Genomic DNA, 13,738 nt, shown 5'->3' with positions numbered 1-13,738 from the left:
CTCTTTCTAACAAATTCCGGCGGCAAATTCGGACAGAACCTTATTGAATTCATCCTTTTGGTCATAAAAGACGCCATGACCGCTGAATTCAAAGGATTCCAGCCTGGAGTTTTTAATGCATTGATGCTGGATCTCACCCAGGATATAAGGTACAACCTGATCATGGATCCCATGAATAATCAGGGTTGGAACATTGATTGCCTCCAGATCCGAAAATAATACCTCTTCGATCCAGGTATTTGCAATGGCTGCCGTCGCCCAGCCTGCTGCCTGCAGGCCCAGCTGGAAGAACCACTGGGAGAAGGGCTGGGTAATATGCTGGAAGAAAAACATATCGCCGAAATTATTTAACATGTTAGGACGGTCCGCATAGGTCCCATTAATGATTTGAATCACTGCATCCATATCAAGTCCATAAGGGAAATTCGGGCGTTTAATAAGGCTTGGTGCTGCTGCAGCGAATAAAGCAAGCCTTGCTACTCCATAACCGCTGTGCCTTGCCATGTACCGTATGGCAATGGCCCCTCCCGTGGAATGCCCTGCCAGGGTAATATCTTTTAGGTTCAATACATCGATAACCGCTCTGACATCATCTGCCAGCCTGTCATAATCATACCCGCAAAACGGCTTATCGGAATTCCCAAATCCTCTTGTATCGATGCCGATACAACGGAATCCCATGGCAGGAAGCACATCAAACTGATATTCAAAAAGCTTATGGCTTCCCGGCCAGCCATGAAGAAATAAAATTGTATTTTGGCAGTCCGGATTAAGATCCTCCACGTAAATGTTTACATTCTTTTCAACGGTTATATAATATCCCATGATCTCGCTCTGCACAATATGTTTAATCTATGTTATTCCCTTTTAAGAGCCCTCATTCCAGCTTTATCAAATTTAAGGGGAAATACAACTCCGGTAAACGCCAGCTATAATTTTTAATCCGGAAACACAATATCAAAAATAAAGGGGAAAACCTCTGCCGTCCGGTCAGCATAATTTACTTTATATCCCGTTCCGTCCTTATAAAAAAAGCCATGTTCCAGATCAATCTTCACATAGCACATGGCTTCATCCCCTTCGTTATTGTGTTTAAAATACCACGGCTCGAATACCTGTATGAGTTTTTCACGGATATGGGAATTGGAAAGAGCCAGAGGATGACCGATCAGACAGGCACTGCCCTCAAAGCAATACCCCTTGCTGCAAAGCGAGACATTTTTATTTACTAGCAGATCCTTTACTTTGGTAGAGCCGGCATATGTGACAACATAAAATGAGCCGTCTTCATAATAAGCATCAACCATTCTTAAAGACGGCCTTATGTTGTTTGACGTTGCCAGGGCAAACACACAATCCTTTGAAAACAATTCCTTCATTACTTCCATTGCACGTTCATAATCACTCATAATTCCCTCCTGTTATAGGTTTTTATCTTCCTGTTAACCTTCCTGAAAAAGCAGATGGAGATTACAATATCTGTGTAATGAATTCAGTCCCTTCATGATAAAGTTCCATGTCTCACGAAAGTCCCCGGGCACTGCAAAAGCATCCGATGAAATAAATGCCTGAAATCCCTTTTGATCAGAACCATACCTGTCTGCAAACGCATCTGCATAATTTATCTTTTCATCATCAGTCAAATCTCCATTGTCATTATGAAGCACATGCTCAAGATTCCGTGAAAAATAATAGATGGAATACGGGATTTTACCAACCGCATCTGCCGTACAAAGCCGGTACAGCACCTGAGACTTTCTTGTATTCCGGTCAACCACTCCATCAGGATCTGCTGACTCGATCCGGTCATCAAAATACCGGATTGCCCCTGTTGTGCCGGGAATCACCTTATCCGCCGGAATAAAAGCTCCGTCAATGTCAACAAGATGGATCACCTTAAGAATGTCCTTTTTCTCAATGCCATACCGCTTTCTTTCCACCTCTATATGCTCATAAACCGTTTTAACGGCATTGTTCCCCGACACCGCCCAGTTGCTTGTCATATCGCCGTGAACCACATGAAAACGGACATCTTCCCTTTGGAATGTCTTTTTGAGAACAGGACTTAATGCCCCCTCGTCAGTGGGCCCTTCTACGATGAACAGGATTACTTTTTTAGTCTTGGCCGCCATCCCTTACCACCTTTCCGGCACGTCTGAACGCACGGCCAATCTCTACGCTGTCGGTTTCCTCATAAATAGCTTCTTTTTGACCACCCAATACAATGCTCCGCAAATACATATCCCGCAAATTATGATTGCTCTTTATGTTCTGCAAACGGATATACCGGTTGGCGGGATTTGTGGTGGAAAAAACAATGCTGCTTTTATGAATCATTTCCAATGCCCGCAAATTATGGGATGTGAAAATCAGCTGTCCCCTGGCCCCCTTTTCAAAAACAGAAAGGAGTTCTCCCAAAAGATATTCGTATACGCCGGCATCCAGTTCATCAATAATCAGACACATGGAGGGGTTGTTATAAACACACATAAGGACATTCAGAACGGAAATGATCTTAATGATCCCTTCTGACTCATATTTCAGGGGAATTGTAATATCACCGCGTTTTGAAATTAATTCGACCCTGTGTCCTGTTCCCCCCTGTTCAAGAAGCTGTTCGCCAAAGTCGTAAATGCCGATGGAAAGACCAGGGATCATGGCGTCAAGGACGATATTCATCTCATGGAGAATCTGCCCGGCTATTTCAAAATGCTCCTTACTGATCACCGACGGCTCATCAAGCCTTATGAGCAGATCGCCCTTTGCGATCTTCTCGCCAAGATCCAGGCGGAAAGCAAACGGAATCATGAAATCCATACTGATTGCTCCTGCATGGGCATTGGAAATTACAAAAAGGTTCATGCCTGCATATTGATAAATTGATTGGATGATATAAGCATAATCCTCAGATGCACCACTAGCAGCGGATAAAAATACTCCTCTGCCTTCCGGCCCGAAAATAAAAGAAACCAGATCTTTCCCTGCAATTTTTTTTGCAACGCTTAAATTAACCTTATTTTCATCATTCTCCCGTATTAAATCTTCCAGCCGGTACTTTGGAGTAAATATTGGACCTTCTGAATGAAGTCCGAAATCGATCACATTTTTTTTGCTTTCAAATTTTTCTCCGCTCCAGGCCGCGGAACTGAGGGTTTCGTGGATAATCTCAAATTCGCTTTTGGAAATCCTCTTTAACTGGACCAAATATTCTGCCATGGCTTTTTTACTGTCTGTCTGAATAATAAACTTAACGGTAATTGTACAGGTTTCCGCGTCTTTGGAAATATAGTGAATCGCTTCCTTAGACAGGGGCCGCCCCGTAAGAAGGGTCTGAACAAACCCCATTGCTTCAATCACTGCCGTTTTTCCGGAACCATTCTGTCCATAAATGCCGAGAATGTCCGCTGTTTTTGAGAAAAAATCCTTATTGCCGGCAGACGGCATTATGATTCGTCCGTACTGGGTATTCTTAAATCCTTTTAATTCAATTTCACTTATGCGAACCACTGTCTGAACCACTCCCATATCAACTCCTTTCCTGATCTACAGGATAAATCAGCCCTTAAAAATGTATATATTTTTACATAGCGGTACATTTTATACCGATAATGGATATGATTCACCGCAAAAAGAATATATATTCGGTCCCTCTATTCTTCCCCTTCAATTGTTACCACCACCCGGTTAGGAAGACATACGATCAGTTCACCGCTTCTATGGATCTTGCCGGTTCGTACACATACCTTATCAGGACAGGAAGCTTCTGTAATGCTGGCATAGCCGTCTTTGATGACCAGATGATCCGTGCCGCCATACCCGTCAATAACCATATCAGTATCCTTATGAAGATCCAGGGTTACCACCGGTTTGCCGTCTACAGTGACCACCACCTGTTCCGCCGGTTTTCTGTTTCTGGCATAAAATATCCCGGAAAGCAGTCCTGATATCACCAGAATGGCCCCAACCAGAATCAGCTCTCTTTTTTGTATTACCGTCAATTTTTTTAAATTTTTCATCTGTTACCTCATATTTCTCTTACATGTAATTTTATTAATTTTTATTATAACATAACTGCATTGTTTATAAAATAAAAATAAGCCCAAAATCATTAACAGAAGCATCTGCGGAGTAAGTTTTTATTCCCGCCAATGCCCCATTAGACAGTTGATTTTCTTAAAAAAATAAAAATGGTAAAAATTATCGTTTTGGGATAAAATTATGGTAAAAACCGATCCTATATGTTATAATAATGTCAAAGTGGCGTTTTGTGAGCCGCTATCACGCAAGGAGGGGAAGACTTGAAGAAAATAGTAGTATTAGGTGCCGGTTATGCCGGTATTTTAACTGCCAAAAAACTGGAAAAAAAATTCCGCAAGATGAAGATGGACAGCGAGGTAAGCATCTCCATCATTGACAGGCATCCGTTCCATACCATGCTCACAGAACTGCATGAGGTGGCGGCTGGAAGAGTGGAGGAAGACAGCATCCGCATCAGCCTGAAAAAAGTATTTGCTGGAAGGAATGTTGAAATCATCACAGATACCATCAGCCAGATTTCCATTGAAGAAAAGAAGCTGACGGGAAGCCTGGGCGAATACGAATACGACTATCTGGTCCTGGCCGCAGGCTCCAAGCCCACTTATTTTGGTGTGGAGGGTGCAGAGGAGCACTCTTATAAGCTTTGGTCTTATGAAGATGCTGTGTTATTAAAGGAACGGATCCACCAGGTATTCCGCCAGGCGGCCTGTGAGCCGGATGAAGCGGAAAAACGCCGTCTTTTGACTTTCTACGTAGTAGGAGCCGGTTTTACCGGTGTGGAAATGGCTGGAGAACTTGCAGAATATGTGCCCTTCTTATGTGAAGAGTATGAAATAGATCCGTCTCTTATCTCCATGCATAATGTGGATGTTTTAAAAAGGGCAGTACCCATCCTTCCTGAGAAACTGTCCGGCAAGGTAGAAAAGCGCCTGGCAAAGATGGGCGTAAAGGTAATGATGGAAACCGGTGTAACCGCCATCGGCAAGGATTTCATTGAACTGAATCAGAATGGCAGGAAAAACCGTTATCCGGCCGGAACAGTAATCTGGACCGCCGGTATTGAAAGCGCAGATATCACCGGAGAAGCAGCCAAGACGCTGGAATCCGTAGGGCGCGGAAGAATCCAGGTAGATTCCTTCTTAAGGGCCAAAGACCATGAAGAAGTCTACGTAGTAGGCGACAACATGATGTATGTACCGCAGGGAGAAGAGATACCTGTTCCCCAGATGGTGGAAAACTGTGAGCAGAGCGCTCATACCGCCGCCCATAATATGGTCTGTGCCATATCCGGCTCAGGAGCCATGGAGGAGTATAAACCATCCTTCCACGGCGTTATGGTTTCTGTTGGCGGCCGCTATGGAGTCGCACGGGTGGGACTTCCCAATCTCATGTTTAACCTGTGTTCATTCCTTGCCATGCTTTCCAAGCATTTTATTAATGTGATTTATTTTATCCAGGTATTAGGCTGGAATAAGGTCTGGAGCTATGTACGCCACGAATTCTTTACCGTACGTAACTGCAGAAGCTTCCTGGGAGGCCATTTCTCCAACAGGACCCCAAGCTTCCTGCTGGTACCGCTGCGCGTCTGGCTGGGCGCCGTATGGGTGTTTGAAGGTGTTATGAAGGTCGTGGAAGGCTGGATGGATCAGCCCATGCTGAGCGGATTCTTTGGCGGAGCCAATCAATTCTTCAACAACATTCTGGCTCCCTACGGAATCACAGGCATCGGAGGGGCAGCTCCTTCGGCAGATGCGGTTTCCAGCGCAACTACGGCAGCAGCAGACGCGGTAGCCAGTGCCACAGGTGCTGCAACAGAAGCAGTTTCCAGCGGTGTTGCGGTTTTCTCCTATCATATTTTAGGATTAATCGACGCTACCCTCGTCAGTTCCAAAGGCTTATCCCATTCGACTCTGTCTGATTATGCCTTTAAACTGGATTTTGCTCCTATGAACTGGTTTGTGAACACAGTGATCCTGCCTAACGGCGGACTGCAGCTGTTCATGCAGCGCGGTATTGTGATTGCGGAGATCCTGATCGGTCTGGCTTTGATGGCGGGCTTATTCAACTTCCTTTCCTCTGCTGCCTCCCTGGTGCTTCAGTTTATGTTCGTCTGCACCACCGGTCTTTACTTAAATACGTTCTGGATGATTTTTGCCGGCATAGCAATTTTGATCGGCGGCGGCAGAACCCTTGGCCTTGATTATTATTTCATGCCCTGGCTTAAGAAAAAATGGAGAAAACTTCCCTTTATAAGGAAGTGGTATTTATACAATGACTAATAGAGAATTGTTGGAGGATGCAGACAGCCTGCGGTATGGCTTTGAAGAGGCTTTCGATTTAATGGCTGCGGCTGTGGAAAAGCATTTATCTTCAGCGCCTCCTGTCATCAGAACTTATACGGCCCATCTGGCAAAATCCACAGGTAAATTCATCCGTGCCTATGGGCTGATGGCCTGTTCCATGAATGAAGAGGATAAGGTCCCTGCTGAAGCCATTACCTTGGCATCAGCAGTGGAACTGCTGCATCTGGCAACCCTGGTCCATGATGATGTGATTGATGACGCTGATACAAGGCGTGGAATCGATACACTTCAAAAGAGATTCGGAAAAAAGGCAGCGGTCATATGCGGAGATTACCTCTTATCCATGGCGCTTAAGCTGGCGGCTTCCATTCCTAAAAAAAGCGAATACGAAACCCTGGATATGCCCAATTACTTATGCCGGATCTGCATGGGTGAACTGCGACAGGAAATTAACAATGGAAACCTGGACTTATCAGTTTACCGATATTTAAGCATCATCAAAGGAAAAACGGCGGCACTTTTTGAAGCCTCCTTTCTCGGCGGTGCTGCGCTGTCTACAAAGGATAAGAAAAAGCTTCGTATGTACCGGAAGGCCGGCAACGACGTAGGCATGATCTTTCAGCTTATGGATGACTGCATTGATTATGAGATGGATGAAAGAGATGCAAAGAAGAACGTCCGGTCTGATTATGAAGAAGGAGTTGTCACTCTTCCTCTCATCCACGCCATGAAACAGGATGAGAACTTTTTAAAGCAGGTTAAAAACGGCCTGGTTACCGCTAAGGAACTCTATGACAGGGTTTTAGAAGCCGGGGGAACTGCTTATACTAAGACAATAGCCGGCAGATATTATGCAAAAGCTGTAAACACCATCGGAAGCCTTAATTTATCCGAAGCCAAGAAGGCCAGGATCATGACCGTGGTGGATAAATCTTATTATGGTATTAAAAAATAATACAATATAAAGCAACATAAGGAGGAGTAATTTCTATGAAAAAACGTGTTTTAGCTTTAGGCTGCGGTCTTATGGCGGCAGCATCTATCCTGGCAGGATGTTCATCCAATTTACAGCAGGCACCAACTACTGCTGCACCGACAGAGGCAGCAACAACTGCCGAAACTACCGCACAGGCGGAGACCACAGAAGCTGAAAAGGCTGAGGCCGCAGAAGGCGCTTTATCTACCGGTTATGCAGTAATTTCTTCCATCGGCAAATCCACAGATGCAGGAGAAAAAGATGGACTTGCAGAAGTAGATACCATGTTCGCAGCCGTATTGGTAGATGGCAGCGGCAAAATCGTAGACTGTAAAATCGATGCAATTCAGACCAAAGTAAATTTCTCCAAAGAAGGAAAACTGCTTACAGATCTTGGCACTGTTGTTGAATCCAAGAATGAACTGGGAGAAAAATACGGCATGAAAAAAGCTTCCGCTATCAGCAAAGAGTGGAATGAGCAGGCTGCCGGCTTTGCCCAGTACGTAATCGGAAAAACCGCTGACGAAGTAAAGGGAATTGCCGTTTCTTCTGATGGTCTTGCAGATGATGCAGACTTAAAGGCTACCATTACCGTTCATATCGGAGACTTTATCAATGTTGTTGAGCAGGCTGCAGCAAATGCCAAGAGCACAGGTGCCCAGGCAGGCGACAAGCTGGGATACGGCATCGTTACAGGTATCAGCAAGTCCAAAGATGCAGATGCTGATGCTGACGGCGTAGCACAGGCTTATTCTACCTACACCATTGCAAGCTTTGGCGTAGACGGAAAAATCACAAGCTGTGTACTTGACGCTTCTCAGGTCAACGTAAACTTTGACGCTTCCGGTAAAATCACCAGCGACTTAAAGTCTACTGATTTCAAGACCAAGGATCAGTTAGGTGATGCTTATGGCATGAAAAAAGCTTCCGGTATTGGCAAAGAGTGGAATGAGCAGGCTGCCAGCTTCGCAGCTTATGCAGTTGGCAAAACAGCCAGTGAGATCACCGGTCTTACAATTGATGAAACAGAAGGTGCACCTACTGATGCCGACTTAAAAGCCAGCGTAACCGTTGGTATTGGCGACTTCCAAGAGGGCATCTCCAAGGCAGAAGCAAATGCAAAATAAAAAAGTACTAACATTTATTATAATTGCCGGAACTCTGGCAGCGCTTACTATGGCGGCGGTTAATACCGCCGCCATAGGCGCTAAAAAGGAACAAAGATTTCATGCTGAATTTTTAAATCTCTTTGATACCGTTACCCAGATCGTCGGATATTCAAAAAATAAAGAGGAATTTACCCAAATCGCCACAGATGTTCACGATGAGCTGGAGATTTACCACCAGTTATATGATATTTACAATGACTATGAAGGCATTGCCAATATTAAGACCATCAATGATAATGCAGGGAAAAATCCGGTAAAGGTGGATCAGAAGATCATTGATATGCTGAAGCTGGCCGGAGAAGCTTATGAAAAAACAGACGGCAAAGTAAATGCAGCCATGGGAAGCGTCTTATCCATCTGGCACGATTATCGTACAAAGGGAATAGAAAACCCGGAGACCGCAGAGATTCCGCCTATGGATAAACTGAAAGAGACAGCCCTTCATACTGATTTTTCAAAGGTCCTTATAGATGAAGAAGCTTCCACCGTATATCTGGAGGATCCTGATATGCGGCTGGACGTGGGAGCCATTGCAAAAGGGTATGCCACGGAGCAGGTTGCAAGATCTCTGGAAGCCAGGGGAATTGATCATGTCCTTCTCAGTGTAGGAGGTAATATCCGCGCCATCGGAATACGGGCAGACGGAAAGCCGTGGAAGCTGGATATCCAAAACCCGGATCTTGACAGTGATAAAAAGGCCATTGATACTTTGAATCTAGACGGTGATTCTCTCGTCAGCAGCGGTGATTATGAAAGGTATTACATAGTGGATGGGCTCAAATATCATCATATTATCAACCCTGACACCTTGATGCCTGCAGCATACTTCCGGGCGGTCTCCGTTGTGTGCATAGATTCCGGCTGGGCAGATGCACTTTCTACCGCCATATTCAATTTGCCCTATGAAAAAGGACTGGCCCTAGTTGAAAGCATGGAGGGTGTGGAGGCAATGTGGGTCCTCCCCGATAACAGCATCAAAACCAGCAGCGGCTATGAAGCTTACCGCAGCAATGACCGTTAGGAGGCAATATGTCGTATCGAGGATTACAGGATTTTATTCATATGTTAGAAGAGAGAGGGGAACTGATCCGGGTAAGGTCAAAAGTATCCCCTCTTTTGGAAATAACGGAGATTACAGACAGGGTCTGCAAGGCGGAAGATTTAAACAACAAAGCAATTCTGTTTGAACAGGTAGAGGGCTCTCCCTATCCGGTACTGATGAACGCCTTTGGTACGGACAGACGGATGGCCCTTTCTCTTGGGGCGGATAACTTAGATGATATCGCAGCAGAGATCGGAGCTTATCTGGATTTTGGAAATTACTCATCATTTTTAAAGCTGTTCTCCTTTGCTCCAAAGCTTCTGCGCCTGTTGTGCTGCTTTCCTTTCCGGAGCCGGTTTCATATAAGGAAGCCCGGCTGCCAGCAGGTAATAGAAAAAGACCCTGACCTTGGGAAGCTGCCGGTACTGCATTGCTGGCCTCTTGATGGGGGCCGTTTCTTTACACTTCCCCTTGTCTTTACGAAATATCCGGATACAAAGCTTCAGAACATGGGCATGTACCGGATGCAGGTGCTGGATTCCAGGACAACGGCAATGCACTGGCAGAAGCACAAGGATGGAGCCGGTATTTACGAAGCATACCGGAAAAAAGGCTGTCCAATGCCCGTATCCGTTGCACTTGGATGCGATCCGGCCGTAACCTATGCTTCCACAGCCCCCCTTCCGCCGAAGCTTGATGAGATGATGCTGGCTGGATTTCTCAAAAAAAGACCGGTAAAGATGGTAAAATGCATTACCAACGATCTCTATGTGCCTGAGGATGCGGAATTTGTACTGGAAGGCTATGTGGATCCACAGGAAGAGCTGGTCTGGGAAGGACCTTTTGGAGATCATACCGGATATTATTCCCTGGCTGACTGGTATCCCAAATTTCATGTTACGACCATTACCCGCAAAAAGCATCCCGTATATCCTGCCACAGTGGTAGGAAAACCTCCCATGGAAGACTGCTATATGGCAAAGGCCACGGAGCGCATCTTCCTTCCCATATTAAAAATGGCAATTCCCGAGCTGCGGGATATTCATCTGCCCTTTGAGGGCGTCTTCCATAACTGCGCAGTGGTATCGGTGAAGCCGGCTTATCCGGGAGCTGCCAGAACCGTCATGAACGCTATCTGGGGCATGGGACAGATGAGAACTGCCAAGATGATCGTGGCGGTGGATGAAACCATCGATCCAAGTGATGCAAAAGCTGTCTGGCAGGAAGTTCTGCGTTATGCCCATCCGGAAGAAGATTTTGTGATAAGCAAAGGACCGTTAGATGCTCTGGATCACTCTTCTGATTATCCTTTGTATGGAGGACGGCTTGGCATAGACGCCACCAGCAGAGGAAAAGAAGCCTTTGCCGGGGGAGCACTTGAGATCGTGCCAATCCGAAAGGAACAGCCATGGGATGGCAGGCAAAAAGCCCTGGCCATGCTGGAAGAAAAAAAGGCTTCCCTTATTTTAGTTGTGGACGAGGATGTGGACCCGTCAGATCATTCCACAGTCATGTGGCGGGTATTCAATAATATTGATGTCACCAGAGACATGTTTAGGTCCGGCAGACGGACGGCTTTTGATGCCACAAGAAAACGGCTGGAGGAAGGGCTTTCCCGTCCCTGGCCGGAGGATATTGTGATGACAGATGAAATCAAAAACAAGGTATCAGCGAAATGGAGTACTTATGGGATCGATCACTGGAAAAATAGTAAATAAATTAAATGAATACGGAAAACTGGTCATGTTCAGCCATACCATCTTTTCCCTGGCCTTTGCCGCAGTAGCCCTGCTGGCTGTTTCCGGCGGCAGGCCGGATCCAAAGGTGGTATTCTGGGCTGCTCTTGCCTTTTTAAGCGCCAGAACAGGCGCCAACGCCTTAAACCGGGTGGTGGATGCCAGGATTGACGCGAAAAATCCAAGAACAGCAAGCCGCCAGATTCCCCAGGGACAGATTGGCAAAAAGGAAACCTTAATCCTGGTGGCTGCCTGCTTTCTGGTTATGGTGTTCAGCGCCTCCCGTTTAAACCTGCTATGTCTCATCCTGTCCCCCCTGGCTCTGTTTCTGATGACTGTCTACTCCTACACGAAACGATTCACCTGGACGTGCCATCTGGTTCTGGGTATTACATGCGCCTGCGCTCCCGTAGGGGCCTGGCTGGCGGTAACGGGGAAGTTTTCCCTGATACCGCTTTTCTTTGGCGCTGCCAACTGCCTCTGGACCGCAGGTTTTGATATTATATACGGATCTCAGGATTATGAATTTGATAAGGCAAACGGCCTCCACTCCATTCCAGTGCAATTTGGAGTAAAAGGCGGATTATGGATCAGCACTCTGTTCCATTGTGCCGCACTGCTTTGCCTGTGTATTGCCGGAGTGCTGCTCTATCCCCAGTTTGGAGTTCTTTACGGAACAGGCCTTGGGATCATCGCGGTCCTCATGGTGATTCAGCACCGGATGGTATCGCCGGACCGTCTGGAAAATGTCAATATCGCGTCATACAGCATCAGCCAGATCACCAGCATCGTGCTTCTGGTCTTCGGGACTCTGGATGTGTACTTATAATGCAATAGAAAGGGAATGAAGCAGACTATGAAACAATATGTAGTTGGAATTACAGGCGCAAGCGGCAGTATTTACGGCCTACGGACGGTGGAGGCTCTGCTTGAAAGCGGAGCCAGGGTACGGCTTATCCTGACGGAAACAGGAGAAAAAGTTGTGGCCTACGAAACAGGACGGGAGGCAGGAGAATGGATCGCTGATTTTAAAAAACGTTTCACCGGTCAGCTTATCCTGGAAGATAACAAGAATCTGTTTTCCGCGGCTGCCAGCGGTTCCCATCTGACGGACGGAATGATCGTAGCCCCATGCTCCATGTCAAAACTGGCCCACATTGCGGCAGGAATTACACCGGATTTAATGACCCGCGCTGCCGATGTAGCGTTAAAACAGCGGCGACCTCTGGTATTGATGCCCAGGGAAACGCCCCTGTCCCAGATTCATTTGAAAAATATGCTGACTCTGGCAGAATGCGGCGCATTGATGGTTCCCGCCATGCCGGCCTTCTACCAGAAGCCAAAATGCCTTGATGACATGGCGGATTTTATGGCCGGCCGGGTATTGGACTGTCTGGGAGTGGAAAATCACCGGTACGCCAGATGGAAAGAAGAAGAATAAGTAATAAGGCAAATAAAAAGCCAAAGGAGAATATATGAAAAAATCAGGAAATAATGCTAAGAAACATAATTTATCAGGCCGCGCAGGAATTCTTATGGCATTACTGGGCTGTACGGCAGCGGTTATCCTGGGAGGATGCGCCGGCAAAGCAAAGACTTCGGTTGACACTACCGTTCATTTGGGAGTCATGTACTCCTCCGATATCGTCCCCCTTACCATTATCACCGAACAGGGACTTGACAAGAAGTACGGAATTCAGTTGGATATGCAGGTATTCTCTTCTGCAAAAGACCGGGATGCGGCGCTTCAGGCAGGGGAATTAGACGGGGTATTTACTGACTTCATCGGCCTGTGCATGTATCAGAATGCCGGACTTGACGTGAAAGCCACCGGATGTACGGACGGGGATTATGTACTTCTTGCAGGAAAGGATACGGGAATCACTTCCTTAGAGAACGCAGAGGGAAAAAGCATTGCAATCTCTGAAAACACCTTAATTGAGTATTCTCTGGATTATATTTTAAATAATGCCGGGTTGGAGGATACATATTTAGACAAACAGGTAGTACCCCGGATCCCTGACAGGCTTGAAATGCTGCGTAACGGCAAAGTGGATTTAGTCCTTCTGCCAGAGCCTTTCTCCACCCTGGCGATTAAGGATGGAGCGGTAGTCCTGGGAAGTGCCAACACCGACGGGCTGTATCCTGCGGTATCTGCATTTACAAATAAGTCCATCGATGAAAAATCCGATACGATTAAAAAAATGTATCAGGCATACGATGAGGCAGTTGATTATCTTAACAATACTCCTTTAAACGAGTACGAAGCCACAGTCATCAAGGCGGCAGGCTATCCTGAAGAGCTGGCAGGAACTATTAAGCTGCCTGTATACCGGAAAAATGAGCTGCCAAAGACTTCTGATCTGCAGGCGGCTGTGGAATGGGCAGCAAAGAAGGAATTATGCAGCCCGGATCTAAAGCCTGATCAGCTGACCGGAGAATTGAAATAAAAACTTAAGAAGATCGGAGGGAGC

13 protein-coding genes are annotated in these 13,738 nt (G+C 46.2%); 8 read left to right on the top strand and 5 right to left on the bottom strand.

Annotation, left to right across the window (positions count from 1 at the left end; all coding sequences use genetic code 11):
- Window positions 1-6 precede the first annotated feature (6 nt).
- The 5 genes from ABFV83_RS17480 to ABFV83_RS17460 form a co-directional block, all read right to left on the bottom strand.
- Entirely contained in the window at window positions 7-825 is an 819-nt protein-coding gene (locus tag ABFV83_RS17480) for an alpha/beta hydrolase (RefSeq protein ID WP_349945641.1), read from the bottom strand.
- 113 nt (window positions 826-938) lie between these two features.
- On the bottom strand, window positions 939-1,409 hold the full coding sequence (locus ABFV83_RS17475) for a pyridoxamine 5'-phosphate oxidase family protein (protein WP_349945640.1): 471 nt from the start codon (window positions 1,407-1,409) through the stop codon (window positions 939-941).
- A 33-nt stretch (window positions 1,410-1,442) separates the two neighbouring features.
- On the bottom strand, window positions 1,443-2,132 hold the full coding sequence (locus tag ABFV83_RS17470; RefSeq protein ID WP_349945638.1) for a hypothetical protein: 690 nt from the start codon (window positions 2,130-2,132) through the stop codon (window positions 1,443-1,445).
- The gene (locus tag ABFV83_RS17465) at window positions 2,116-3,525 is read right to left on the bottom strand and encodes an ATP-binding protein (RefSeq protein WP_349945636.1); all 1,410 of its coding nucleotides are present in this window, start codon (window positions 3,523-3,525) and stop codon (window positions 2,116-2,118) included. Before ABFV83_RS17465 ends, ABFV83_RS17470 begins: the two co-directional genes overlap by 17 nt.
- Before the next feature lie 125 nt (window positions 3,526-3,650).
- Complete coding sequence (locus ABFV83_RS17460; protein WP_349945634.1) at window positions 3,651-4,016, bottom strand: NusG domain II-containing protein; 366 nt, start codon at window positions 4,014-4,016, stop codon at window positions 3,651-3,653.
- A gap of 282 nt (window positions 4,017-4,298) precedes the next feature.
- On the opposite strand from ABFV83_RS17460, the gene ABFV83_RS17455 reads away from it, so the two are divergent.
- The 8 genes from ABFV83_RS17455 to ABFV83_RS17420 are packed head-to-tail and all read left to right on the top strand — an operon-like array spanning window position 4,299 to window position 13,714.
- Window positions 4,299-6,317: an NAD(P)/FAD-dependent oxidoreductase gene (locus tag ABFV83_RS17455; RefSeq protein ID WP_349945632.1), complete on the top strand. Its 2,019-nt coding sequence runs from the start codon at window positions 4,299-4,301 to the stop codon at window positions 6,315-6,317.
- A complete protein-coding gene (locus tag ABFV83_RS17450; RefSeq protein ID WP_349945630.1) occupies window positions 6,310-7,296 on the top strand; it encodes a polyprenyl synthetase family protein in 987 nt (328 codons plus the stop codon). Before ABFV83_RS17455 ends, ABFV83_RS17450 begins: the two co-directional genes overlap by 8 nt.
- Before the next feature lie 35 nt (window positions 7,297-7,331).
- Complete coding sequence (locus tag ABFV83_RS17445; protein WP_349945629.1) at window positions 7,332-8,444, top strand: hypothetical protein; 1,113 nt, start codon at window positions 7,332-7,334, stop codon at window positions 8,442-8,444.
- Window positions 8,434-9,507, top strand: coding sequence for an FAD:protein FMN transferase (locus ABFV83_RS17440; protein ID WP_349945628.1), 1,074 nt, complete (start codon window positions 8,434-8,436; stop codon window positions 9,505-9,507). The genes ABFV83_RS17445 and ABFV83_RS17440 overlap by 11 nt, the downstream gene beginning before the upstream one ends.
- Before the next feature lie 8 nt (window positions 9,508-9,515).
- Window positions 9,516-11,246 carry a menaquinone biosynthesis decarboxylase gene (locus tag ABFV83_RS17435; RefSeq protein WP_349945626.1) on the top strand — a complete coding sequence of 577 codons (1,731 nt, stop codon included), beginning with the start codon at window positions 9,516-9,518 and terminating at the stop codon, window positions 11,244-11,246.
- Window positions 11,215-12,093: a UbiA-like polyprenyltransferase gene (locus ABFV83_RS17430; protein WP_349945624.1), complete on the top strand. Its 879-nt coding sequence runs from the start codon at window positions 11,215-11,217 to the stop codon at window positions 12,091-12,093. Before ABFV83_RS17435 ends, ABFV83_RS17430 begins: the two co-directional genes overlap by 32 nt.
- 27 nt (window positions 12,094-12,120) lie before the next feature.
- Window positions 12,121-12,705, top strand: coding sequence for a UbiX family flavin prenyltransferase (locus ABFV83_RS17425; protein WP_349945623.1), 585 nt, complete (start codon window positions 12,121-12,123; stop codon window positions 12,703-12,705).
- A gap of 34 nt (window positions 12,706-12,739) precedes the next feature.
- Window positions 12,740-13,714: a MetQ/NlpA family ABC transporter substrate-binding protein gene (locus tag ABFV83_RS17420; protein WP_349945621.1), complete on the top strand. Its 975-nt coding sequence runs from the start codon at window positions 12,740-12,742 to the stop codon at window positions 13,712-13,714.
- Window positions 13,715-13,738 lie beyond the last annotated feature (24 nt).

This window comes from Lacrimispora sp. BS-2, from assembly GCF_040207125.1.
Lineage (GTDB): Bacteria > Bacillota > Clostridia > Lachnospirales > Lachnospiraceae > Lacrimispora.
This window is presented reverse-complemented; position numbering and strand designations above follow the sequence as displayed.